The organism is Mycobacterium paragordonae, from assembly GCF_003614435.1.
GTDB classification, from domain to species: Bacteria; Actinomycetota; Actinomycetes; order Mycobacteriales; family Mycobacteriaceae; genus Mycobacterium; species Mycobacterium paragordonae.
On sequence record NZ_CP025546.1, the window covers coordinates 437,762 to 460,968 of the forward strand.

Annotated in this window: 21 protein-coding genes; 10 read left to right on the forward strand and 11 right to left on the reverse strand. The window is 65.1% G+C overall.

Annotated elements, in window-relative coordinates:
- Positions 1 to 9: 9 nt before the first annotated feature.
- The 6 genes from C0J29_RS02045 (at position 10) to C0J29_RS02070 (ending at position 4,599) form a co-directional block, all read left to right on the forward strand.
- A complete protein-coding gene (locus C0J29_RS02045) occupies positions 10 to 1,452 on the forward strand; it encodes an aldehyde dehydrogenase family protein (RefSeq protein WP_120791389.1) in 1,443 nt (480 codons plus the stop codon).
- A 74-nt stretch (positions 1,453 to 1,526) separates the two neighbouring features.
- Positions 1,527 to 2,387: an SDR family NAD(P)-dependent oxidoreductase gene (locus C0J29_RS02050; protein WP_065048270.1), complete on the forward strand. Its 861-nt coding sequence runs from the start codon at positions 1,527 to 1,529 to the stop codon at positions 2,385 to 2,387.
- Between the two features lie 5 nt (positions 2,388 to 2,392).
- Positions 2,393 to 3,361, forward strand: coding sequence for an NADPH:quinone oxidoreductase family protein (locus C0J29_RS02055; RefSeq protein ID WP_065048272.1), 969 nt, complete (start codon positions 2,393 to 2,395; stop codon positions 3,359 to 3,361).
- Positions 3,362 to 3,414: 53 nt separating this feature from the next.
- Positions 3,415 to 3,831, forward strand: coding sequence for a (R)-mandelonitrile lyase (locus tag C0J29_RS02060; RefSeq protein ID WP_197748242.1), 417 nt, complete (start codon positions 3,415 to 3,417; stop codon positions 3,829 to 3,831).
- Positions 3,792 to 4,289 carry a PPOX class F420-dependent oxidoreductase gene (locus C0J29_RS02065; protein ID WP_308494766.1) on the forward strand — a complete coding sequence of 166 codons (498 nt, stop codon included), beginning with the start codon at positions 3,792 to 3,794 and terminating at the stop codon, positions 4,287 to 4,289. The genes C0J29_RS02060 and C0J29_RS02065 overlap by 40 nt, the downstream gene beginning before the upstream one ends.
- 16 nt (positions 4,290 to 4,305) lie before the next feature.
- Positions 4,306 to 4,599, forward strand: a complete 294-nt coding sequence (locus C0J29_RS02070) for a DUF427 domain-containing protein (RefSeq protein WP_065048276.1) — start codon at positions 4,306 to 4,308, stop codon at positions 4,597 to 4,599.
- A 6-nt stretch (positions 4,600 to 4,605) separates the two neighbouring features.
- Here C0J29_RS02070 and C0J29_RS02075 read toward each other — a convergent pair whose 3' ends face one another.
- The 8 genes from C0J29_RS02075 to C0J29_RS02110 form a co-directional block, all read right to left on the reverse strand.
- Positions 4,606 to 6,471: a PE-PPE domain-containing protein gene (locus tag C0J29_RS02075; protein WP_120791390.1), complete on the reverse strand. Its 1,866-nt coding sequence runs from the start codon at positions 6,469 to 6,471 to the stop codon at positions 4,606 to 4,608.
- A gap of 132 nt (positions 6,472 to 6,603) precedes the next feature.
- On the reverse strand, positions 6,604 to 8,253 hold the full coding sequence (locus tag C0J29_RS02080; protein WP_120791391.1) for a PE family protein: 1,650 nt from the start codon (positions 8,251 to 8,253) through the stop codon (positions 6,604 to 6,606).
- A gap of 97 nt (positions 8,254 to 8,350) precedes the next feature.
- On the reverse strand, positions 8,351 to 9,952 hold the full coding sequence (locus tag C0J29_RS02085; RefSeq protein WP_120791392.1) for a PE family protein: 1,602 nt from the start codon (positions 9,950 to 9,952) through the stop codon (positions 8,351 to 8,353).
- A 115-nt stretch (positions 9,953 to 10,067) separates the two neighbouring features.
- The gene (locus tag C0J29_RS02090) at positions 10,068 to 11,744 is read right to left on the reverse strand and encodes a PE family protein (protein ID WP_120791393.1); all 1,677 of its coding nucleotides are present in this window, start codon (positions 11,742 to 11,744) and stop codon (positions 10,068 to 10,070) included.
- 137 nt (positions 11,745 to 11,881) lie between these two features.
- On the reverse strand, positions 11,882 to 13,534 hold the full coding sequence (locus C0J29_RS02095; protein WP_120791394.1) for a PE family protein: 1,653 nt from the start codon (positions 13,532 to 13,534) through the stop codon (positions 11,882 to 11,884).
- Between the two features lie 12 nt (positions 13,535 to 13,546).
- The gene (locus C0J29_RS02100; protein ID WP_197748243.1) at positions 13,547 to 15,205 is read right to left on the reverse strand and encodes a PE family protein; all 1,659 of its coding nucleotides are present in this window, start codon (positions 15,203 to 15,205) and stop codon (positions 13,547 to 13,549) included.
- A gap of 69 nt (positions 15,206 to 15,274) precedes the next feature.
- Positions 15,275 to 16,141: a tyrosine-protein phosphatase gene (locus C0J29_RS02105; protein WP_120791396.1), complete on the reverse strand. Its 867-nt coding sequence runs from the start codon at positions 16,139 to 16,141 to the stop codon at positions 15,275 to 15,277.
- Positions 16,134 to 17,354: an acyl-CoA dehydrogenase family protein gene (locus C0J29_RS02110; protein ID WP_120794497.1), complete on the reverse strand. Its 1,221-nt coding sequence runs from the start codon at positions 17,352 to 17,354 to the stop codon at positions 16,134 to 16,136. Before C0J29_RS02110 ends, C0J29_RS02105 begins: the two co-directional genes overlap by 8 nt.
- A 36-nt stretch (positions 17,355 to 17,390) precedes the next feature.
- On the opposite strand from C0J29_RS02110, the gene C0J29_RS02115 reads away from it, so the two are divergent.
- Positions 17,391 to 17,852 carry a nuclear transport factor 2 family protein gene (locus C0J29_RS02115; RefSeq protein ID WP_065163458.1) on the forward strand — a complete coding sequence of 154 codons (462 nt, stop codon included), beginning with the start codon at positions 17,391 to 17,393 and terminating at the stop codon, positions 17,850 to 17,852.
- 7 nt (positions 17,853 to 17,859) lie between these two features.
- Here C0J29_RS02115 and C0J29_RS02120 read toward each other — a convergent pair whose 3' ends face one another.
- Positions 17,860 to 17,988, reverse strand: coding sequence for a hypothetical protein (locus C0J29_RS02120; RefSeq protein WP_172834767.1), 129 nt, complete (start codon positions 17,986 to 17,988; stop codon positions 17,860 to 17,862).
- Between the two features lie 173 nt (positions 17,989 to 18,161).
- Between C0J29_RS02120 and C0J29_RS02125 the strand changes: the two genes are divergently transcribed.
- Positions 18,162 to 18,785, forward strand: a complete 624-nt coding sequence (locus C0J29_RS02125; RefSeq protein WP_065136705.1) for a TetR/AcrR family transcriptional regulator — start codon at positions 18,162 to 18,164, stop codon at positions 18,783 to 18,785.
- A 3-nt stretch (positions 18,786 to 18,788) separates the two neighbouring features.
- Here C0J29_RS02125 and C0J29_RS02130 read toward each other — a convergent pair whose 3' ends face one another.
- Both C0J29_RS02130 and C0J29_RS02135 read right to left on the reverse strand, forming a co-directional pair.
- Positions 18,789 to 20,228: a PE family protein gene (locus C0J29_RS02130; protein WP_120791398.1), complete on the reverse strand. Its 1,440-nt coding sequence runs from the start codon at positions 20,226 to 20,228 to the stop codon at positions 18,789 to 18,791.
- A gap of 122 nt (positions 20,229 to 20,350) precedes the next feature.
- Positions 20,351 to 21,247, reverse strand: coding sequence for an alpha/beta hydrolase (locus tag C0J29_RS02135; protein ID WP_120791399.1), 897 nt, complete (start codon positions 21,245 to 21,247; stop codon positions 20,351 to 20,353).
- A gap of 88 nt (positions 21,248 to 21,335) precedes the next feature.
- On the opposite strand from C0J29_RS02135, the gene C0J29_RS02140 reads away from it, so the two are divergent.
- Together C0J29_RS02140 and C0J29_RS02145 are read left to right on the forward strand one after the other, a co-directional pair.
- Complete coding sequence (locus C0J29_RS02140; RefSeq protein WP_120791400.1) at positions 21,336 to 22,436, forward strand: NAD(P)H-dependent amine dehydrogenase family protein; 1,101 nt, start codon at positions 21,336 to 21,338, stop codon at positions 22,434 to 22,436.
- Between the two features lie 19 nt (positions 22,437 to 22,455).
- Complete coding sequence (locus C0J29_RS02145) at positions 22,456 to 23,205, forward strand: glucose 1-dehydrogenase (protein ID WP_065163454.1); 750 nt, start codon at positions 22,456 to 22,458, stop codon at positions 23,203 to 23,205.
- Positions 23,206 to 23,207 lie beyond the last annotated feature (2 nt).

A 23,207-nucleotide genomic window follows, 5' to 3' on the forward strand; every position in this document is an offset into this window, starting at 1 on the left:
AGGACAACGATGACCACCGATTCCCTGCCGAAGGCTGCAACCGGGCCCGTCAACGGGCAAGCGGCCGCTCAACCGAGCGTCGCCGATACCGTTGCCCGGCTCCGCAAGACCTTCGCCACCGGGCGCACCCGCAGTTACGAGTGGCGCAAGCGTCAACTGGAGCAGTTGACGAAGCTGGTGGAGGAGAACGAACCCGCGATCGCCGCAGCGCTGGCCGAGGACCTGGACCGCAACCATGTCGAGGCGTTCATCGCCGACATCGCCACCACGGCTGGCGAGGCGAAGTTTGCGGCCAAGAAGCTCAAGAAGTGGATGCGGCGTAAGTACCTGCTGCTGGAAGCTCCCCAGTTGCCCGGCCGCGGCTGGGTGGAGTACGAGCCGTACGGCACCGTGCTGATCATCGGCGCCTGGAACTACCCGTTCTATCTGACGCTAGGTCCCGCCGTGGGCGCGCTGGCCGCGGGCAACGCCGTCATTTTGAAGCCGTCGGAGCTGGCCCCGGCGTCGTCGCACCTGATGGCCGAACTGGTGCCCAAGTACCTGGACAAGGATGCGGTTGCGGTGATCGAGGGCGACGGCATGGTCAGCCAGGAGTTGATCGCGCAGGGCCTGGACCGGGTGATGTTCACCGGCGGCACCGAGATCGGACGCAAGGTGTACGAGGGTGCGGCACCGCATCTGACTCCGGTGACGCTGGAACTCGGCGGCAAGAGCCCGGTGGTGGTGGCGGCCGACGGTGACGTGGACGTCGCGGCCAAGCGCATCGCCTGGTTGAAGATCCTCAACGCCGGACAGACCTGCGTCGCGCCCGACTACGTGCTGGCCGACGCCTCGATCCGGGACGAACTCGTCGACAAGATCGCCGCTTCCATCACCAAGTTCCGTTCCCAGGACAACCAGGACGGCATGCGCATCGTCAACGAGCGCCAGTTCAACAGGTTGAAAGGCTACATCTCGGAGGCTCAGGCCGACGGGACGTCGAAGGTGGCCGTCGGCGGCAAATGCGATGAGTCCAGCCTGCGGATCCAGCCAACCGTGGTCGTCGACCCCGCTCAGGACGGGCCGCTGATGCAGAACGAGATCTTCGGACCGATCCTGCCGGTGCTCACCGTGAAGGACCTGGACGAGGCGATCTCCTTCATCAACGCCCGGCCCAAGCCGTTGTCGGCCTACCTGTTCACCAAGTCGAAGGCGACCCGCGAGCGATTCATCAGAGAGGTGCCCGCGGGTGGCATGCTGATCAACCACCTCGCCTTCCAGGTGTCGACGGCCAAGCTGCCCTTCGGCGGTGTCGGGTCCTCCGGCATGGGCGCCTACCACGGGAAGTGGGGCTTCGACGAGTTCAGCCACCGCAAGTCGGTGCTGACCAAGCCGACCCGCCCCGACTTCTCCGCCATGATCTACCCGCCCTACACCGAGCGGGCCTTCAAGTTGGCGCGCAAGCTCTTCTAGCCCGACTTTCCCCGTGCCGGCACCAGGTCCCTGGTGCCGGCGCACAACCCTGATAGCCAGCAGAGAGGAACCTGATGCCCGGAGTGCAGGATCGCGTCGTCGTAGTGACCGGAGCCGGTGGGGGATTGGGCCGTGAGTACGCCCTCACCCTCGCCCGGGAGGGCGCCAGCGTCGTCGTCAACGACCTCGGCGGTGCCCGTGACGGCACCGGCGCCGGATCGGCGATGGCCGACCAGGTGGTCGCCGAGATCCGGGACGGCGGAGGTCGCGCGGTCGCCAACTACGACAGCGTCGCAGAGGCCGACGGTGCCGCCAACATCATCAAGACCGCGCTCGACGAATTCGGCGCGGTACACGGTGTGGTGAGCAACGCCGGGATTCTGCGCGACGGCACCTTCCACAAGATGACGTCCGAGAACTGGGACGCTGTCCTCAAGGTGCACCTCTACGGCGGGTACAACGTCGTCCGCGCTGCCTGGCCGCACTTCCGCGAGCAGAGCTACGGCCGGGTCGTGGTCGCCACCTCCACCAGCGGGCTGTTCGGCAACTTCGGCCAAACCAACTACGGCGCAGCCAAACTCGGTCTGGTGGGGATGATCAACACGCTGGCGCTGGAGGGGGCCAAGTACAACATCCACGCCAACGCCGTCGCCCCGATCGCGGCCACCCGGATGACCGAGGACATCATGCCCAAGGAGGTGCTGGAGAAGCTGACGCCGGAGTTCGTCGCGCCGGTGGTGGCCTACCTGTGCACCGAGGAGAACGCCGACAACGGTTCGGTGTTCGTGGTCGGCGGCGGCAAGGTGCAGCGCGTGGCTCTGTTCGGTAACGAGGGCGCCAACTTCGACAAGCCGCCGACGGTTCAGGACGTGGCCGACCACTGGGGCGAGATCACCGATCTGTCGGCCGCCACCAAAGCTGGATTCAAACTCTAACTTTAATGAAAGCCGCTGTTGTTCAAGAGCTTTCCGGGCCAGCCGGCTTAGTCTATACGGACATCGACGACGTATCCGATGGCGGTGGCAACATCGTCATCGAGGTACGCGCCGCCGGCGTGTGCTTCCCGGACCTGCTGTTGACCAAGGGCAAGTACCAACTGAAGCTGCCGCCGCCGTTCGTCCCCGGCATGGAGTGTGCCGGGGTGGTCCGGTCGGCGCCCGCCGACTCGGGTTTCCGTGTGGGCGAACGTGTTTCGGCCTTCGGCGTACTCGGTTGCTACGCCGAACAGGTGGCCGTCCCGGCTTCTCACGTGATCCGCAGTCCCACCGAACTCGACGACGCCGAAGCGGTGTCGCTGCTGGTCAACTACAACACGATGTATTTCGCGCTGTCCCGGCGCGCGGTGATGCGCCCGGGCCAGACGGTGCTGGTGCTCGGCGCCGCCGGCGGGGTGGGCACGGCCGCGGTCCAGATCGCCAAGGCGATGGGGGCCAGCCAGGTGATCGGGGTGGTGCACCGCGAAACCGCGATGGACTACGTGGCCGCGCTCGGCGCCGACCGGGTGCTGCACCTGGCCGAGGGCTGGGTGGAGCAGGTGCACGAGTACACCAACGGCCAAGGGGTCGACATCGTGGTGGATCCCATCGGCGGCCGCACCTTCGACGACGCGATCCGGGCGCTGGCGATCGACGGCAAGTTGCTGGTGATCGGCTTCGCGGCGGGCAGCGTCCCCACCCTGACGGTCAACCGTCTGTTGCTGCGCAACATCGGCGTCCTGGGCGTCGCGTGGGGGGAATACCTGAACAAGGTCCCCGGTTCGGCCGTGCTGTTCTCCTCGGGCCTCAACCAGCTGGTTTCGCTTGGGCTCAAACCGCCTCCGCCGCAGCGTTATCCGCTGTCGGAGGCCCGCGCCGCGCTGCAATGCCTGGACGACGGCGGGGTGCTCGGCAAAGTAGTGCTGGAGCCTTAGGCCAAGCGTCCCTATCCTCTGTACCGGTATCTCTCGCCGGAGGAGGACAGGTCATGTCAGAACAGCAGCCGGAAATGCAGATCACTCACGAGGGGGATCGCCCCGCCATGCACGGGCCGGCGCAGTTCTTCACCGGCGACGTGACCATGAAGCAGCTCTTCGAAGCGGCCGGTTCCTCCAAAGCCCATGCGGGACAACTGACTTTCGCTGCCGGGGCCCGCAGTGTCTGGCACACGCACCCGGCGGGACAGCGGCTGATCGTCGTCGACGGCACCGGCTGGGTGCAGCAATGGGGTGGCGACCGGCAGCAGATCAATCCCGGTGACGTGATCTGGACCCCGGCCGGCATCAAGCACTGGCACGGCGCCACGGCGACCACGGCGATGACCCATATCGCCATTCAGGACGAAGTCGACGGGCGTTTCGTCGATTGGCTGGAGCAGGTGAGCGACGAGCAGTACCTGGGCTGAGCATCATTGACGGGCAACGCTGTTCGCTCCTACACTGTCGCCACTCCGCTTCGTTCTTTAGCCAAAAGGAGCAAGGCAATGGCGGCATTCACCGACGTCGAACTCGAGTATCTGTCCAGTCAGCGGCTCGGCAGGCTTGGGACGGTGACCCCAAAGGATCCCCCCAAGTCCGCCCGGTTCGGTTCACCTACAACGCCGATCTGGGCACCGTCGATATCGGCGGGAAGGCGATGGCGGGAAGCCGCAAACTCCGCAACGTGGAGAACAATCCCCGGGTGTCGTTGGTTCTCGACGACCTCGCCAGCATCGATCCGTGGCGGCCGCGCGGCCTCGAGATTCGTGGAGAGGGCGAAGCGTTGTCTACCGACGGCGGTGCGATGATCCGCATCCATCCGCGGCGGGTGTTGACGTGGGGCCTCGATCCGGAGTCTCCGAAGCTGCAAGCCCGCAACATGTGATCGGCTCGCTGACAACATGATTCGGGCCGTGTGGAATGGCGCGGTACTGGCCGAGGCGCCCCGTACCGTCCGGGTGGAGGGCAACCATTACTTCCCGCCGGAGTCGTTGCGGCGCGAGTACTTCACCGAGAGCAAGACCTCGTCCCTGTGCCCCTGGAAGGGAGTGGCGCACTACTACGACGTGAGCGTCGACGGACAGGTCAACGCCGACGCGGGTTGGTACTACCCGAAGCCCAGTCCCCTGGCGCGCAAGATCAAGAATCATGTCGCGTTCTGGCGCGGCGTCACGATTGAAGGTGAGCAGGAATAGGCGGGGCTACGCCGCGCCGGTGAAGTCGCCGATCACGTCGCTGATCGCGCCGGCGACCAGGATCAACTCGAAACCGCCTGCGAGCGAACCGATTGCGACGTTGGCGGCGAGCGGCTTGCCGAACGCGTTGATCAACCCACCAGTCGGATCACCGTTGAGGGTCTGCTGGATTCCGTCGAGGAATAGGTTCACGTCGTAGGACGGGACGGTGGTCACCAACGTGTTGAAGATGTCCGCCGTGGGCAGTGCGACGGCATAGGTGTCGGCCGCCGCGCTGGTGATGGCGGTGGTGAAGTTGGTGTTCGCGGCCTTCAGAGCGTCGAAGAAGCTGTTGACCGGCGAAGTGGTCGCACCGGGCAGACCGAACGGCAGCGACAAGCCACCAGTACCGCCGCCGACCGGCAGCAGGTCGGTGAGGCTGGCGGCCGACGGCAGTGCCGGGGTCCCGATCGCCGCCCTGAAGTCGTTGAATCCCTGTCCGGCGAGCGCGATTTGGTCGCCGATGAAGTTGGGCGGGATCGGCGGGAGCACTTCGAACGGGGTGGGCACATCGGCGTATCCGGTGCTGTACCCGAAGTGCGGGTCGCCGTAGCCCCAGTTGACCAGGTAGGTCAGGTTGGGCTTGAGCAGGGCAGCCAATGGCGCTCCGATCACCGGGATCGACTTGATCGGCGACAGCAGCGGCAGATCCGGGTGGGTGATCATGTAGTAGTGGTCGAGGCCGTTGGCGGCCGTGGTGGGGGAAACCGACAGTTCGACGAGGTTGTAGCCCGGCGGCAGCGCGTTGATGTTCAAATTGTCGTAGTTGCCGTGCACCGACTGAATGCCCAGGAACGCGTTGAGGTCCGAGAGGATGTTCAGTGGATACCTGGGGAAGTCGGCGTATCCGTCGTACTGCAGGGTGAACGTGTTGACCGGGTAGCCCGAGTTCGCCGGAGTGGCCCCATAGAAGTCCAGTCCCAGAGCCGGCAGGGACAGGCCCGGGAATCGGGCCAGCAGACCACCATTGGGCACCATCTGGCTACCCAGCAGGGTGAAGCTGAGGTCGGCGGTGTGCGGGCTGCCCAGGGCGATGAGGTTGCGCAGTTCGAGCGAGGAGATGATGGCGCTCTGCGAGAGGCCGAGGACGGAGACCTTCTGCCCCAGCGGGGTGATCAATCCGGTCCCCGGACCGAAGAGTGCGTTGTCCAGGATCTGAACGCCGGTCGCCACGGACTGGTTGAGCGGCAGATCCTTGATCTGGGTGAGCGGGTACAGGCCCTCGGGGGTGTTCAGCGGAATGTTCAACGCACCGACATTGAAGCCCGCGTTGATCCAGGGACGGACGGCGTTCATGTACGCCTGCGTCGGTATCGCCGTACCGCTGCCGCTCATGATGAGCGCTGAGTTGTAGGCGCCCTGCGGTGTGATCGTTGCGTTGACCAGCGGTGCGCCGGTGCCGGACACCCCGAACAGCGACTGGAGCGGCGCCAGCAGGGGCTGGACCGGCGCGAGCAACGGCTGCAGGGGAGCGAGCACCGGAGCGAGCAGTGCCTCGATCGGCGAAGCGGCCGCACTGAGCGCGCCGCCCCCGCCGAGGACCTGGGCCGCATTCGCGATCTCTGCTTCGGCATAGGTGAGGCCGGCTGCCGTCAGGGCGCGGTTGAACTCGGCGTGGAACGCCGCCGCCTGGCCGATGACCTGCTGATATTCCTGACCGAACGTGCCGAACAACTGCGCGGCGGCCGCCGAGATCTCATCGGCCGCAGCGGCGGCCAGGCCGGTGGTCGGACCCGCGGCGGCCGCGCTGGCCTCGGCGAGGGCGGTACGGATGCCGGCGAGGTTCTCGGCAGCGGCGCTCATCAGTTGCGGTTGCGTCGTCAAATACGACATCAGCTAATTCCCTTCACGGCCAGGGTTTTCCAGCACAGCCGGTAATCGCGAGACACGGCTGGTGTCAGAGTAGGCCGGTCCGGCCGACCGCATAGTGCTTTTCTGAGCTAAATATTTTTCAGACGGTCAGTCTCAGGGGATCAGCGACTGGATATCTTTCAGGGTGTTCACGACCGCTTCGGTGAGCACCAGGAATTCCACCGCCCCGGCCACCGTGGCCAAACCTACGTCGGCGGCGATGGGTAGTCCGATCGCGTTGACCAGGTTGCCCTGCGCCAGTTGCTGGGTGAAAAGCGCCGCGTTGTACGCGGGCAGCGAGGTCACCATCGACGTGGCGATATCCGCGGTGGGCAACAGGACGGCGTAGTTGGTCGAAGCGATCGATCCCACCGTGTTCGCGACCTGTTGCGGTGTCGGCAGCGCGGCTATTTTGGCGCCGATCTCGGTCGGCGAGGGTAGCGCGAATGTCGGGGCGGTGACCGGCTGGCTGGCCATGGCCTGCAGGTCGGCGCTGAATTGGGTGATGCCCTGCTGGGTTCCGGCGCTCAGGGCGTTGAACACGGTGCCTGGTGCGACGTCGGGGAACAGGCCGAACGGAGTGGGAAGGTCCGCGGGACTGGTGGAGTACCCGTAGTTCGGATCGCCGTAGCCGAGGTTGACCAGCACTCGCATGTCCGGCTCGATCAGGTTGGCGAGCGGGTTTCCGATGACGGGAACTGCGCGCAGCGGTTGCAGCAGCGGCAGATGCTCGGTCGGCAGGATGTAGTAGCTGGTGTTGCCCGCGTAGCCCGGGGATGTCTGCAGCGGAATGGCGGCATTGATCTGAGCCTGGGTCAGGCTCAGATACTGCGGGTGGACGAAGACGATGCCGGCTACCGCGTTCAGGTCGGAGATGAGGTTGAGCGGGTACTTGGGGAAGTCGGCGAAACCGTCGTATTCCAGTGTGTAGTTGCGGACCGGATAGATGGTGTCCGAGGGCGTGGATCCGTAGAACTCCAGACCCAGGCTCGACATGACCAGACCCGGGAACCGCGACAGCAGGCCGCCGTTGGGGTTCATCTCGTTACCGGTCAGGACGAAGTTCAGCATGTTCGCCGGGGGTGCGGTGGCGCCGAAACTCGACAGACCCGCCGCGAGATTGCGCATGTACAGCGAGGAGATGACGGCGCTCTGCGAGACGCCGAACACGGTGACCGAGTTCCCCGCCGTGATCTGTTGGTAGACCGCCGTGTCCAGGGTGCTGAGCCCGATTTGGACCGACCGGTTGAAGTACATGCTGCGGACGCCGGTCAGCGGGTAGAGCTCTTCGGGGGTGTTCAGCCCTTTCAGTTGCGCAAGGGTTGAGCCGATGTAGTTGTTCGCCTTTTGCAGGAAATCATTCGTGACGATCGGAACGCCGGTGCCGCTCATGACCAGTGAGATGTCGTTGGGCACCCAGGGGATGGCCGCCGCGGTCGCCGCCTGGGCGGGCGGCGCGAACGCTGCGCCGAGGGCTGTAGCGGCGGCTGCCTCGGCTTGTACGTAGGCCGAACCCGCGGCGGCCAGGGTGCGCTGGAATTCGTTGTGGAATGCCTCGAATTGCGTTACGACGTCCTGGTATTCGAGCCCGAAGGTGCCGAACAGGTTGGCGATGGCCGCCGACACCTCGTCGCCGGCCGCGGCCAGCACGTTCGACGTCGGCACCGCGGCGGCCGCGCTGGCCGCGCTCAGTGTCGCCCCGATCCCTTCGATGTCGGTGGCAGCAGCCACCATCGCCTGTGGCTCCGCCAGCAAGAACGACATCAGCGCAGTTCCTCTCCCCACAACCCCGCAACGCTTTCGCGCAAGCGTAGAGGGGCGTTCCGAAACTGTCTGGCGTTTACGCCATTCGGCTGAAAAGTCAGGGAATGAGCGCGCTGATGTCCTTGATGTTCTCGGAGATGGCCTTGGCGATCACCAGGAATTCGACGATGCCCGCGATGGTGGCCAGGCCGACGTCGGCGGCGAGCGGATACCCGATGGCGTTGATCAGGTTGCCCTGCAGCAGCTCGCTCAGGAAGAGCTGAGAGTCGTACAACGGCATCGTGGTGGCGAAAGAAAGCAAGGTGTCGGCGGTGGGGAGCAGGACCGCATAATCGGTCGAGATGACCGTGGCAGCCGTGTTCACGATCTTCTCCGGCGACGGCAGCGCGGCCAGCGTCGCCATCAGGTCGGCGGGCTGCGGCGGCGTAAACGACGGGAGCGTGATCGGCTGTGCGGCCAGCTTCTGCAGTTCGACGGTGAAGTCGTGGATGCCCTGTTGCGTGCCGGCGGCCAGGGCGTCGACGACGGTGCCCGGGCTGACGTCCGGGAACAGCCCGAACGGGGTGCGGATGTCCGCCGGGCTTGTCGAGTAGCCGTGGTACGGGTCGCCGTAGCCCAGATTGACGATCACTTTCAGGTCGGGCTCGATCAGAGCGGCCAGCGGGTTGCCGATGACGGAAGTCAGGCGCAGCGGCGCCAGCAGGGGCAGGTGCTCGGTGGGGATCATGTAGTAGTCGGTGACGCCGGCGTAGCCCGGCGAGGTCGCCAGCTTGATGGCGCCATCCACCTGCGGCACCGTGAGATCCAGATACTTGACGTGCACGGTCGCGATCCCCATCACCGCATTGAGGTCGGAGATGAAGTTGATCGGATACCGCGGAAAGTCGGCGAACCCGTCGTACACCTGGGTGTAGATGGCGGTGGGGTAGAGGGTGTCCGACGGTGTGCCGCCGTAGAACGTCAGACCCATAGTCGGCAACGTCAATCCCGGGAAACGCGCGAGCATCCCGCCGTTGGGGTTCATCTCGTTGCCGACGAGCACGAAGTTGAGCTTGCCCTGATAGGGCGAACCATTTAATGCCAACTTCTGCATCTCCAGCGAGGAGATGATCGCGCTCTGCGAGTAGCCGAAGATAGTCAGGGTGTTTCCGGGAATGGCCAGTTGCGCTTGAATCGCGCTGTCCATAGCCATCAGGCCCTCGGCCACCGATTGGTTCAGCGTCATGGTCTTCACGCCGGTGATCGGATAGAGATTTTCGGGGGTGTAGAGAGTCTGCAGGATTTGCGGTGGCGAGGGAAAGGAGCGGACGTACAACTTGTTCGCCGCATCCACATAACCCTGCGACGGGAAGGGGACGCCGGTAGGTCCCAGGAACAACGTGGTCAGGTTGGCGGCGAAGGGCGGAATGGCAGCCGCGCTTGCGGTCTCGGTCTGCACATAGGCGTTCGCGGCCGCCGCCAGGGTCTGCTGGAACGTGGTCTGAAAAGCCTCAACCTGCCCGGCGAGTGCCTGAAATTCCTGCCCGTGCGCGCCGAACAAATTCGCGATGGCGGCCGACACCTCGTCGGCGGCGGCGGCGAGTAAGCCGGTGGTCGGCGCCGCCGCGGCTGCGCTTGCCGCAGTGATCGTCGAACCGATGTTCCCGATGTCCGCGGCCGCCGTCGTGATGATTTCCGGCGCGACAAGCAGATTCGTCATTGGCGTCTCTTCCCCCGGCAAACGCGGTGGTCTCGGTCAGATTGGCCGTCAGCGTATGACGAGGCCGCTGAATCTGTCCGGGTTTTCACGCCATCGGCAAGCGCCGGAAACGCCGTCAGGGAATGAGGGCCCGAATATCGCTGATGTTCTGCGAGATCGCCTTCGAGATGACCAGGAACTGGACGATGCCGGCAATTGTCACGAGACCGACATCGGCGGCGATGGGATATCCGATCGCGTTGACGATGTTGCCCTGCACCAGTTGTTCCAGGAAGAGTTGGGAGTCGTACAGGGGCAGCGAAGTCGCGAAGGCGAGCGCCGTATCGGCGGCCGGAAGCAGCACGGCGTAGTCGGTCGAGATGACGGTGGCGGCGGTGTTCACCACTTTCTCGGGTGAGGGCAGGTTCGCCAACGTCGCAATCAGATCGGCCGGTTGCGGGGGAGTGAATGTCGGGAACTCGATCGGCTGCGCGGCCAGGGCTTGCAGTTCGGTGTGGAAGTCCTGGATCCCCTGGCGGGTTCCGTTGGCGAAAGCGTCGATGAGGGTGCTCGGACTGACGTCCGGGAAGAGGCCGAACGGGGTCTGCACGTCGGCGTAGCTCGTCGAATAGCCGTAGTTGGGGTCGCCGTAACCCAGGTTGACGATCACTTCCAGGTTGGGTTCGATCAGGGCGGCGAGCGGATTCCCGATGACCGGTAGCGCACGTAGCGGCATGAGCAGCGGTAGTTCCTCGGTGGGAATCATGTAGTAGTACGACTTGCCGCCGTTCTCGTAATAGCCGGGAGAAGTGGGCAGTTGAACGGCGCTATTCACTTGAGCGGCAGTAAGACTCAGGTATTTCGTGTGCACGGTGGCGATGCCTACCACCGCATTGAGATCAGAGATGAAATTCAGTGGATACCGGGGGAAGTCGGCGAAGCCGTCGTACTCCTGCGTGTAGATCGCCACATCGTAGGGAGTGTTCGACGGTGTCGCGCCGTAGAAGTCGAGACCCAGAGTCGGCAGGGTCAGGTTCGGGAAGCGGGCCAGCATGCCGCCGTTGGGGTTCATCTCATTGCCGACCAGCACGAAGTTCAGATCCGCGGGCGAGATCGGGAAGCCTTGAGCCGCGAGCTGTTGCATATACAGCGAGGAGATGATCGCGCTCTGCGAGTAGCCGAAAACGGTAACGGGACCGTTTGTTATCTGATTCTGAACATAGTTTCCGAGGATGGTCAGGCCTTCGGACACCGACTGGTTCAGCGTCAAGCTCTTGACGCCGGTGATCGGGTACAACTCTTCGGGCGTGTACAGGATCGGCAGGGCTTGGTTCGGGTTGTTGGCATGCACATAAAGGAGATTCGCCAAAGTGGCGTATTCCGGCGGGGGTATCGGCACGCCGGTGGGGCCGATGAACACCGCGGTCGGAAATGTGCTGAAGGGCGGATTGGTAACCGGGAATGCGGGCGGCGGTGGCGTGAACGCCGCAGCGGCGGCGGGCAGGCCCAGGACGCCTTGCAATGCGGCAGCGGCCCCGGTCTCGGTGTGCACGTAGGCGTTCGCCGCCGCCGCCAGGCTCTGCTGGAATTGAGCGTGATAAGCCTCTACCTGGCCGATGACAGCCTGGAACTCCTGTCCGTACGAGCCGAAGAAATTCGCGACGGCCTCGGATACCTCGTCGGCCGCAGCGGCCAACAATCCGGAGGTCGGGGCGGCTGCGGCCGCGCCCGCGGCGCTCACGGTCGAACCAATGCCCGAGATGTCCGCAACGACCGACGTGATGATTTCTGGTTGCGCCAATAAAGACGTCATTTGCCCACACCATCCCCCTGTGACCGAAAAACGGTCAGTTCCCGAAGTAAGGGTATGACGCCGAAGCGACGCCTGTCACGAATTCTGACTCTTTGACAATCGCCTAATAGCGCTCGCGGCAATACATTTGAGAATTATTAGAAGTCTTTGACCAATGCTCCCATGACGACCAGTGCCTCTAAACCGAGTCCGGCGCTCAGCAATGCCGTACTTGCCGCGATGGGTTTTCCGACGGCGTTGACCAATCCCATCGGGTCGCCATTGACGGCCTGCTCGATGCCATCGAAGAACAGGTTGAGACTGTATGACGGCAACGAGGTGGCTCCCGCGTTGAGCAGGTCGGCGGTGGGAAGCAGGACCGCGTACGTCTGCGAGGTGACCGTGGCCAAGGTGTCGGTGATGTAGCTGTTCGCCGCTTGAAGGTTGCCGATGAATCCGGGTGCCGAGGTCGGGACGGTGAAGAGTTCAGCCGGCGGCGCCGGCACTGCGCTGTACGTGCGAAACAGGCCCAGCGCCGAGACGTCGAGTTCGGCCGGCGGTGGCGGCGTCATGAGAGTGTTTGCAGCAGTGGTTAAGCCGTGTTGGGTACCGACGGTCAGGGTCCCGGAGAGGCGGACCGGATCCACTGGCGGGAACAGCCCGAACGGTGTGGGCACATCCGCGGCGGTGGTCGAGTAACCGTAGTTGGGGTCGCCGTAGCCGAGGTTGACGATCGTTCGCAGGTTGGGCTCGACCAGATCCGCCAGCGGGTTGCCTATGACGGGTATCGCCCGCACCGGGGTCAACAGCGGCAGATTGTGGTTCCGGATCATGTAATACGTCGTGTTGCCGGTGTAGCCCGGGGATGTCGGCAGCTGTACCAGGTCTCCGGGCGGCAGCGAGTCGATGTTGATGTAGGGGGTCTTGGTGTGCACCAGGGCGATGCCCGCAATGGCGTTCAGGTCGGAGACGACGTTGAGCGGATAGCGCGGGAAGTCGGCGAAGCCGTCGTATTCGTAGGTGTAGATGCTGGTGGGATAGATCGTGTCGGACGGTGTTGCGCCGAAGAAGTTCAGCCCGATGCTCGGGAGGGTCAATCCGGCAAAGCGGGACAGCAGGCCGCCGTTGGGGTTCATCGGATTGGCCAGCAACACGAAGCCGAGTTGATCGGCAGTGGGTGCGCCGGACATGGTGGCGAGGTAGCGCATCTCGATGGAGGAGATGATGGCGCTTTGCGAATAGCCCAGGGCGACAACGCTGTTACCCCGACCGATTTCGTCCATGATCGCTTGGTGCAGCATCGCGACGCCCTGGCTCACCGAGGTGTTCAGCGGCAGGCTCTTCGCGCCGGTCAATGGATACAGCTGTTCGGGTGTGAATAGGACCTGTGGGGCCGTGGCGCCGAACTGGGGGCTGATGTAATTCAGTATGCCGTCGACGAATTTGGCTGGGGGTAGCGGTGTTCCACTGCCACCCATCACCAGGCTCACGGTGGGACCGGTCAGGGGCGTCGCGGCGATAGTGGCGACGTTCGCGACTTCGGCTCCGGTGTAAGCGAATCCGGCAGCGGCCAATACCCGGCTGAACTCTTCGTTGAGTGCCGCGAGTTGTGCGACGGCGGTCTGGCCCTGCGCGCCGTAGGCGCTGAAGAACCGCGCGACGGCAGCGGACACCTCGTCGGAGGCGGCCGCCAACAGGTTCGATGTCGGTGCCGCCGCGGCCCCGCCGGCCGTGTTGATCGCCGAACCGATTTCCGCGAGCTCGGCCGCGGCGGCTGCGATGAATTGCGGCTGCGCGCTCACATGTGTCATAGGACTGTCCGGCTATAAACCGATGCTCTGCAGGTCCTGAGCGATGTCCGCGGCGGCCTCCACCACAGCGATGAACTCGATCATGCCGCCCAGCGCCGCCAGGCCGGCCGTGGCCGCGAGTGGCAGTTCGATTGCGGCCCTGAGGTTGCCCTGGGCGAGCTGGCTCAGGAACAGCGTCAGGTCGTAGGCGGGCATGGTGGTCGCGAAGGCGGTGAGCAGGTCTGCCGTCGGTAGCAGCACCGAGTAGCCGGTGGAAACCACCGAGGCCACCGTGTTGGCGATGTTCACCGGTGTCGGTGGCAGCACCTGCGGTGGGGGTGTCATGTAGGCCTGAATCAGCGGCGGGAACGCGGGCGGCTGGATCACCGGCGCCGTGGTCAACGCGTGCGGGGTGACGGCCATGAAATCGTTGATGCCCTGCTGGGTACCCTTGACCAGAGCGTCCGCGATGACACCCGGCGGGACCTCCGGGAAAAGGCCGAACGGTGTGGGCACATCGGCGTAGCTGGTGGAGTAGCCGAAGTTCGGGTCGCCGTAGCCGAGATTGACGATGACCTTCAGATTCGGTTGTACCAGTGCCGCAATGGGTTCGCCGATGACGGGGATGGCCCGCACCGGGTCCAGCAGCGGCAGGTTCGGGTGGTCGATCATGAACCACCTGTTGGTGGTGGCGCCCGTGGTCGGCAACAGCGTGGCCGACTGGACTTGAGCGGGCGTGAGGTCGGCGTAAGTCGTGTGGACCGTGATAATGCCGAAGATGGCGTTGATGTCCGACACGATGTTGAGCGGGTACCGGGGGAAGTCGGCGAAGCCGTCGTATTGGAGCGTGTAAGTCGTTGTGGGGTAGAGGGTATTCGGCATCGCGCCGTAGAACGGCAGTCCGACGGTGGAGATATCCAGGCCGGGGATGCGGGCCAGGATGCCCCCGTTGGGGTTCATCTCGTTGCCGATCAGCACGAAGCTGAGCGAGTCGAAAGGAGGCGCATACCCTGGTGCGAGACCGCTGTAGTACTGCATCAACAGTGATGAGATGACGGCGCTCTGCGAGTAGCCGAAGACGACGGCATGGTTTCCGGCCGTGACCTCATTCATGACCGCGGTGTTGAGAATCTGCAGCCCCTGCTGCACTGAGGAGGCGAAGATCAAGGACCGCACGCCGGTGATCGGGTACAGCTGCTCGGGGGTGAACAGCGACGTCAGAACGGTGCCGGCCGGCGAGTTGGGAATGATGAAGAGTTTGTTGACATTGTCCAGGTAGGTAGGACCGGGAATCGGAGTTCCGGTGCCGCCCATGGCAATTGAGAAAGTGTCTCCGGTGAACGGCGGGAACACCGGCGGAACGTCCGGCAGCGGTATCGCGCGCAGCACGCTCTGCCGGAGCTGAGCCGTGTTGATCGCCTCGGCGTTGACGTAGTAGTCGATCGTGGAGTTCAGGTTCTGGACCAGACCCTGGTACAGCGTCCCGAGCTGCGCGCTGACCGTCTGGAATTCCTGGCCGAACCCACCGAAGAACGCGGCGATCGCCGTCGACACCTCGTCGGCGGCGGCGGTCATCAATGCGGTCGTGGGAGCGGCGGCGACCGCGGCGGCCTCACCGATCGCCGTACCGAGCCCGGCCAACTCCGTCGCTGCGGCTGCCAACGCCGGCGGCTGCGCGAATACGTAAGACACCCCCGAAAGGGTAGAGCGATTGCGCCACGGTGTCCGGCCTTTGGCCCGACTCATAGAACCTTGGCTGAATCAGCCCAACAGAGCCGCTCGCAGTCGTGTCACATCGGTCCCGCTGATGCCCGCGTCGCGCAGGTAGGCGTCCAGTGACCCGAACGACTCCTCGATCGTTTGCCATGCCGCCCACAGGTATTCGGCACGGACGCCGAGCACGCCGTCGGACAGCCGCGCCTTGGTGAAGGTGACCACCTCGGGGGTCAGCTCGACGTCGGAGCGCTGCGCGATCATCTCGGTGATCTGGTGGCGCAGCTGCGGTACGGCTTCGTTACTGCGCAGGTAGTCGGCGACGATGACGTCGCGGTCCAGCCCGGCCGCTTCCAGCACCGTCGCGACCACGAAGCCGGTGCGGTCCTTGCCGGCGAAACAGTGGGTGAGCACCGGGCGTCCGGCGGCCAGCAACGTGAACACCTGCCGCACCGCGCGTTGGGCCCCGTTGCGCGTAGGGAATTCGCGGTATTCCTCGGTCATGTAGCGGACGGCGTTGGCTTCGATCGCTTCGTCAGACTCGTCGGCGTTGCCTTCGGTCATCAACCGCCGGAACGCGCTTTCGTGCGGGGCTTCCTTATCCTCTGAATTGTCTTCTGAGTCATCGGCCCCGTCGGTCCCGGATTGGTCGTCGTCGGCGAGGTCGGGGAACGGCAACAGGTGGACGTCGACGCCGTCGGGCACTCGTCCCGGGCCGCGCCGGCTGACCTCGCGGGTCGAGCGCAGGTCGGCGACGTCGGTGATCCCCAACTGGCGCAGCACCGCCCGGCCCTCGTCGTCCAGGCCGCTCAGCTCGCTGGACCGGAACAGTCGCCCGGGCCGAAGGTCCGCCGTCTGATCGGCGACATCACGAAAGTTCCACGCCCCGGACAGTTCCCGGGATACCTCAGCCATGAGTGGTGACCGCCGCGGCGAGAGCGGACTGCTCGCGGCCCAGCTCGGTGCGCGCGATGGTGCGCATGTGCACCTCGTCGGGGCCGTCGAAGATGCGCATCGCGCGGTGCCAGCCGTAGAGGCGGGCCAGCACCGTGTCGTCGCTGACGCCGGCGGCGCCGTGCACCTGCATGGCGCGGTCGATGACGTCACACGCCACCTGCGGCGCCACCGCCTTGATCTGCGAGACGAGCAGATGCGCGGCCTTGTTGCCGTGCTTGTCGATGGTCCACGCCGCCTTCTCGCACAGCAACCTGGCCTGGTCAATCTCGTTGCGGGACTTGGCAACCGCATGCTGCACCAGTCCTTGATCGGCCAGTGGGCGGCCGAACGCGATCCGGTTGTTGGCACGGGCGACCATCAGCGCGAGCGCGCGTTCGGCTCCGCCGAGTGCGCGCATGCAGTGGTGGATGCGCCCCGGGCCGAGCCGCGCCTGCGCGATGGCGAAGCCGGCCCCCTCCTCGCCGAGCAGGTTGGTGGCCGGCACCCGCACGTTGTCGTAGACGATTTCGCAGTGGCCGTGCTGGTCCTGCCAACCGAACACCGGCGTGGAACGCACGACCGTCACGCCCGGGGTGTCCATCGGCACCAGGATCATGGACTGCTGCTGGTGGCTGGCCGCGTCGGGATTGGTGCGACCCATCACGATGAGGATCTTGCAGCGCGGATCCGCCGCGCCCGACGTCCACCACTTGCGGCCGTTGATCACGTAGTCGGCGCCGTCGCGCACGATCGAGGTCTGGATGTTGCGCGCGTCGCTGCTGGCGACCGCGGGCTCGGTCATCGAGAACGCGCTGCGGATCTCTCCGTTCAGCAGGGGTTCCAGCCACTGCTTGCGCTGCGGTTCGGTCGCGAACAGGTGCAGGGTCTCCATGTTGCCGGTGTCCGGCGCCGCGCAGTTGAGCGCCTCCGGCGCGATCTCGAGACTCCAGCCGGTCAGTTCGGCCAACGGCGAATATTCCAGGTTGGTCAGCCCCGACTCGGCCGGCAGGAACAGGTTCCACAGGCCGCGCTCTTTGGCCTTGACCTTCAGGTCCTCGATCACCGGCGGCACCGTGAAGTTGTCCGGCCCGGCCTCGTGGCGATACTTGTCGTAGTCGGCCTCGGCCGGAAAGACGTGCTCGGTCATGAAGTCGGACAGTCGTTTGTGATAGTCACTGGCTTTAGCCGACATTGCGAAGTCCATGACCGCCACGATAGGACACCCGGAATGACGCAAGCCCGCCCCCCGTTTCCGCCCTTCACGCTCGAAACAGCGATGCGGAAAGTTCAGGCCGCCGAAGACGCCTGGAACACCTGCGATCCCGAGCGGGTGAGCCTGGCCTACACGGTCGACTCACAATGGCGCAACCGCGACGAGCACGTCGCCGGACGGTCGGAGATCGTTGCCTTCCTCACGCGCAAGTGGCAACGCGAACTCGACTATTCCCTACGTAAAGGTCTGTGGAGCTTTCACGACAACCGCATCGCCGTGCGCTTTCAATACGAGTGCCACGACCCGAGCGGCCAATGGTTCCGCAGCTACGGCAACGAGTTGTGGGAGTTCACCGCGGACGGGCTGATGGCGCGTCGCGAAGCGAGCATCAATGATGTCGCGATCGAGGAATCCGATCGCCGGCTGTTCGGGCCACGCCCCGCGTCGGAGCACGGCGTGGACTTTCCGCTGTGGTGACCGGCGCTTAGACCGGCGGGTAACCGGGCGGCGGATATCCGTTTCCGGACTCGACGCCGCGCAGGCCCCACGTGAGATAGCTGAAGAAATACTCGATCTCGTCGCTGCCGTCGTAGTCCGGACTCGGGTCCATCACTCCACCTCTCGACTGCTGATCGACTCCCCCACTGGGTCTGTTTCGCGAGTCTAGTCCTATCCGCGTCGCCGCGACAGGCGCGGTGCTGCCTAAACTGTCCAACTAGTTGATTGATAATCAGTCGGGTGGGGGGTCGTCCGTGCCCCCACCGGCAGTGATGAGGGTGAGTAGAGATGGCATCCGGAAGTGGCCTGACCCGGCGTGAGGAGTTGCTGGCCGTCGCCACCAAGCTGTTCGCCGCGCGCGGTTATCACGGCACCCGGATGGACGACGTCGCCGACGTGATCGGGCTGAACAAGGCCACGGTCTACCACTACTACGCGAGCAAAGCGCTGATCCTGTTCGACATCTACCGGCAGGCCGCCGAGGGAACGCTGGCCGCCGTGCATGACGACCCCTCTTGGACGGCGCGAGAAGCGCTGTACCAGTACACCGTCCGGCTGTTGACCGGCATCGCCGGCAATCCCGAGCGCGCGGCCGTCTACTTCCAGGAGCAGCCCTACATCACCGAGTGGTTCACTTCCGAGCAGGTGGCCGAGGTGCGGGAGAAGGAAGCTCAGGTCTACGAGCACGTGCACGGCCTGATCGACCGCGGCATCGCCAGCGGCGAGTTCTATGAGTGCGACTCGCACGTGGTGGCGCTGGGCTACATCGGCATGACCCTGGGCAGTTACCGGTGGCTGCGGCCCAGCGGCCGGCGCTCGGCCAAGGAGATCGCCGCGGAGTTCAGCACCGCGCTGCTGCGTGGACTGATCCGCGACGAGGCGATCCGCACCACCGCTCCGCTGGGGCCCTGACGGTCAGTTGAAGATCGGCGGGATGATGTCCAGCACATCGCCCAGCACGCCGCTGAGCATGGACAGCGCGGTCACCGGCGGCTGGCTGAGTTGCGGGCCGAAGTAGAAGTTCAGACCGGGGTTGGTCGAGGGCACCCACGGATAGGCGTTCGGGAAGTATTCCGGCCCCCACAGGCCGGCCTGCACCCCGATCTCGACCGCGGCGCCGTAGGGCGCCTGCAGAAGTCCCTGTCCCAGGTAGTACGCGACGTTGAACGGGTTGGGAATGTTGATCAGCCCGGCCGGGGTGGGCAGGTCGGCGTAGCCGTAGTTGTAGCCGAGGTCGACCATCACCCGCAGCGGCGGCTGCAGTAGATCGGCGATCACCGGACCGGCGTAGGGGATGTCCCGGATCGGCTGCAACAACGGCAGGTTCTGGGTCGGGAACATGAAGTACTGGGTGTGGCCGGCGTATCCCGGGGAGGTCGGCAACTGCACGGCGTTGCTGGCCGACCAGATCGGGTAGTCGTGGTGCACATAGAAATAGCCCATCAGCGCGTTGACGTCGGCGAGCACGTTGAGCGGGTACTGCGGTACGTGCGCGATGCCGTCGTACTGTGCGGTGTAGACGTAGGTCTCGTAGGGGTTGTTGGCAGGCAGCGCGCCGTTGAACGGCGCATCGAGAATCGGGATATAGAAGCCGGGGAAGCGGGACAGCAGACCGCCGTTCGGGTTGTTGCCCGCCGCGGCCAGGATGAACGCCAGACGATCGGTATTTGGCGAGCCGGCAGCCATCAAGTTGAGGATCTCGTTGTTGATGATCGAGGCGCTCTCCGAGTAACCGAAGACGGCAACGTGCTTGGTGGCATCGGCCAGTTGGGTGTTGATCGCCGTATTGAGCAGTGACACGCCCTTGGCGACCGACTGGGCATACGTCATGTTGCCGAGGACGGGAGTCACCGGCCAGAACTGTTCCGGGGTGAACAGCCCCAGCGGGCCGGCGCCCGGGAAGATCTTCTGAATGTAGTTCTTGTTGATATCGGTCACGTACTCAGCGACCGGCAGCGGATTGTTGGTGCCGCCCATGATCAACGCAGTGATCGGGTTCGCCAGCGTCGCAGCGGGGCCCGCGGCGGTCGGTGGCTGTGTCAGCAGCGATTGAACCCCGTTGAGCAGTGCGCCGTTGAGGGCTTCCGCCTGGGTATAGGCGCTCGCGGCATTCGACAGAGTCCCGGTGAATTGGCTCTGGAACAGCGACGCCTGCTTGACGACGGCCTGGTATTCGTCGCCGTACGCGCTGAACAGGTTCGCGACCGCAGCGGAGACTTCGTCGCCGGCGGCGGCGAGCAATCCTGACGTCCGGCCCGCCGCGGCCGCATTGGCGGCATGGATCGCCGCGGCGATTCCGTTCACGTCGGTCGCCGCCGCCGCGAGCGTCTCAGGGGCAGTGAGCAGGTACGACATCTCCCCGTCCTTCCCGTTGACCGGTCCCCATCCCGGTCCGGCACGAACTACCCGCAACCGCGGGTATTAGGTATGAACCAGAGAGTAGAACTGTGCGGGCGGGAATTCCGGCGTTTCGGCAGTTAATTGCCGGCGGGCCGCAGGTGCTTGTCCAGAAAGGCGATCTGGTCGGTGACCACGCGCTCGAACGCGTCGTCGACATAGATGGCGAAATGGCCTTCGGGGTACGTTTTGATTTCGCCGCGGGGCGCCTTGCCGGCATACCGCAGCGTCGGTCCCGCCGGTGCCACCGAATCGGTTTCGCACACACAGAACAGAATCGGGCACGAGATTTTCGCGGCGCTACGGCCCGGCCGGTAGATAAGCACCTTCAACCCGATGCGGGCGGCCACCTCGTTGCGCAAATCCACACCCTCGGGCACCAATCTCAAATAGCCCGGGTAGGCGTCGGGTGCCGTCATCAGGGCGACCTCGCCGGGCATGCCCGCGGTCGGAATCATCACCGGCGGCTTCCCTCGGCGGGCGCCCAGCAGATCGCGTACCGCCAGCGCGGTGACGCGGGTGGCGGTGAGCGGGTTGATCGCCCCGATGGACGCCAGGCCGTCGGTGAACGGGCACTGTGCCACCGCGGCGGCGATGCCGGGCAGGCGGGCCGCGGACTCGATCACATGTCCGCCGCCGAAAGACGTGCCCCACAGTGCAATTCGTTCCGGGTCTATGCCGGGCAGGGTGCGGGCGAAGTCGACGGCCGCGGCCCAGTCGGCGAGTTGCATGTCGATGTCGAGGAGCTGACGGGGCTGCCCGTCGCTGTCGCCGAAGTTGCGGTAGTCGAACACCAGGCAGGCGTACCCCGCCGCCCGGAACCGCTCGGCGTAGGCGTCCAGCCGCATCGTGCGCACCGCGCCGAGCCCGTGAGCCATCACCACCAGCGGGGCTGGGCCGTCCGTCTCGGGTCGGTACAACCAGGCGCTGATCCGGGTGCTGCCGGAAAGGAACGAGACGTCTTCGCGCTGCGGCATAGCGCAACAATAGTGCCGCCGAGACCCCCGAAAAATTATGGACTACTGTCTAGAAAAGCTACAGCGTTGTGGGGACGGAAGGACACTCATGGCGATTCGCGTCGCCCACGTGGGCACCGGAAATGTCGGCGGGCTGGCCCTTGCCCAGCTCATCACCAACCCCGCGTTCGAACTCACCGGAGTGTGCGTGTCCAGCCCGGAGAAAGTGGGACGCGACGCCGGCGAATTGTGCGGAGTGGGTCTGGATTCAGCCGTGACGACTGGCGTGCGGGCGGTGAATGACCTCGATGCGCTGCTGGCCACGCGACCCGAGTGCGTTGTCTACTGCGCGATGGGGGATACCCGGTTGCCGGACGCGATGGCTGACGTGATGCGGATTCTGGCCGCCGGTGTCAACGTCGTCGGATCGTCGCCGGGGCTGCTGCAGTATCCGTGGGGCGTGATGCCGGAGAAATACATCGCCCGTGTGGAAAAAACTGCGCAGCAAGGCAATTCGAGCATCTTCATCACCGGCGTCGACCCCGGCTTCATCAACGACCTCATCCCGTTCGCCCTCGCCGGCACCTGCCAGCGCATTGAGGCGGTGCGGTGCATGGAGATTCACGACTACGCGAGTTACAACGGCGCCGAGGTCATGCACTACATGGGGTTCGCCCGGCCGTTGGACGAGATCCCGATGCTGCTGCAGCCGGGGGTGCTCAGCATCGCCTGGGGAACGGCGATCAGGCAGCTGGCGGCCGGACTGGGCATCGAGATCGATGAGATCACCGAGTCTTACCAGCGCGAGCCGGCACCGGAGGACTTCGACATCGCGGTGGGCCGCGTGGAAAAGGGCACCCTGGCCGTGCTGCAGTTCGAGATCCGCGGCATGGTCAACGGCCGCCCGGCGATCGTCATCGAGCACATCACCCGCCTGCGTCCCGATCTGCGCCCCGATCTGCGCCAGCCCGCGGCGGGCACCGGCTCGTACCGGGTCGAGATCACCGGGGAGCCGTCCTACGCGGTGGATATCGTGCCGAGCAGCCGCAAGGGCGACCACAACCATGCGGCGATCGCCGGTGCCGCCGGCCGGATCGTCAATTCCATTCCGGACGTGATCGCGGCACCGCCCGGCATCAGGAGCACGCTGGACCTGCCCTTGGTCACCGGAAAAGGGTTTTTCACACCCAACGACCTAGTGGTCACGTAAGCGAAAGGAACCGGCTGCGATGGAACGACCGGGACGGGTCGAGGGCAAGGTCGCGCTGATCAGCGGAGGCGCCCGCGGAATGGGCGCCGAGGACGCGCGGCTGCTGGTCGAGGAGGGCGCCCGGGTGGTGATCGGCGACGTCCGTGACGACGAGGGCAAAGCGCTGGCCTCCGAATTGGGTGACGCCGCACGCTACGTCCATCTCGACGTGACGCAACTCGACCAGTGGGAGGCCGCGGTTGCGACGGCCACGGGCGAGTTCGGCAAGCTCGACGTGCTGGTCAACAATGCCGGCATCGTCGCGGCCGGGCCGCTGCGCGAGTTCCGGATGGACAAGTGGCAGCAGGTGCTCGACGTCAACCTGACCGGCACCTTCCTGGGCATGCGCTCGGTGGTCGACCCGATGACCGAGGCCGGCGGCGGTTCCATCATCAACATCTCCTCGATCGAAGGGATCCGCGGAGCGCCGATGGTGCATCCCTACGTCGCGTCGAAGTGGGCGGTGCGCGGCATCACCAAGTCCGCGGCCCTGGAACTCGCGCCGGTGAACATCCGGGTGAACTCGGTGCACCCCGGCTTCATCCGCACCCCGATGACCGCGCACCTGCCCGAGGACATGGTCACCATCCCGTTGGGCCGGCCGGCCGAATCCCGCGAAGTCGCAACGTTCGTGGTGTTCCTCGCCAGCGACGAAGCCTCCTACGCCACCGGCAGCGAATTCATCATGGACGGCGGGCTGGTGACCGACGTGCCACACAAGCAGTTCTGACG

Coding starts and splice junctions, on each gene's coding strand:
- C0J29_RS02125 (WP_065136705.1), top strand. CDS start 18,162: ATGGCATCCGGAAGTGGCCTGACCCGGCGTGAGGAGTTGCTGGCCGTC.
- C0J29_RS02045 (WP_120791389.1), top strand. CDS start 10: ATGACCACCGATTCCCTGCCGAAGGCTGCAACCGGGCCCGTCAACGGG.
- C0J29_RS02080 (WP_120791391.1), bottom strand. CDS start 8,253: ATGTCGTTCTTGCTGGCGGAGCCACAGGCGATGGTGGCTGCTGCCACC.
- C0J29_RS02110 (WP_120794497.1), bottom strand. CDS start 17,354: ATGTCGGCTAAAGCCAGTGACTATCACAAACGACTGTCCGACTTCATG.
- C0J29_RS02075 (WP_120791390.1), bottom strand. CDS start 6,471: ATGTCGTATTTGACGACGCAACCGCAACTGATGAGCGCCGCTGCCGAG.
- C0J29_RS02115 (WP_065163458.1), top strand. CDS start 17,391: ATGACGCAAGCCCGCCCCCCGTTTCCGCCCTTCACGCTCGAAACAGCG.
- C0J29_RS02135 (WP_120791399.1), bottom strand. CDS start 21,247: ATGCCGCAGCGCGAAGACGTCTCGTTCCTTTCCGGCAGCACCCGGATC.
- C0J29_RS02085 (WP_120791392.1), bottom strand. CDS start 9,952: ATGACGAATCTGCTTGTCGCGCCGGAAATCATCACGACGGCGGCCGCG.
- C0J29_RS02140 (WP_120791400.1), top strand. CDS start 21,336: ATGGCGATTCGCGTCGCCCACGTGGGCACCGGAAATGTCGGCGGGCTG.
- C0J29_RS02090 (WP_120791393.1), bottom strand. CDS start 11,744: ATGACGTCTTTATTGGCGCAACCAGAAATCATCACGTCGGTCGTTGCG.
- C0J29_RS02130 (WP_120791398.1), bottom strand. CDS start 20,228: ATGTCGTACCTGCTCACTGCCCCTGAGACGCTCGCGGCGGCGGCGACC.
- C0J29_RS02070 (WP_065048276.1), top strand. CDS start 4,306: ATGATTCGGGCCGTGTGGAATGGCGCGGTACTGGCCGAGGCGCCCCGT.
- C0J29_RS02055 (WP_065048272.1), top strand. CDS start 2,393: ATGAAAGCCGCTGTTGTTCAAGAGCTTTCCGGGCCAGCCGGCTTAGTC.
- C0J29_RS02105 (WP_120791396.1), bottom strand. CDS start 16,141: ATGGCTGAGGTATCCCGGGAACTGTCCGGGGCGTGGAACTTTCGTGAT.
- C0J29_RS02050 (WP_065048270.1), top strand. CDS start 1,527: ATGCCCGGAGTGCAGGATCGCGTCGTCGTAGTGACCGGAGCCGGTGGG.
- C0J29_RS02060 (WP_197748242.1), top strand. CDS start 3,415: ATGTCAGAACAGCAGCCGGAAATGCAGATCACTCACGAGGGGGATCGC.
- C0J29_RS02095 (WP_120791394.1), bottom strand. CDS start 13,534: ATGACACATGTGAGCGCGCAGCCGCAATTCATCGCAGCCGCCGCGGCC.
- C0J29_RS02145 (WP_065163454.1), top strand. CDS start 22,456: ATGGAACGACCGGGACGGGTCGAGGGCAAGGTCGCGCTGATCAGCGGA.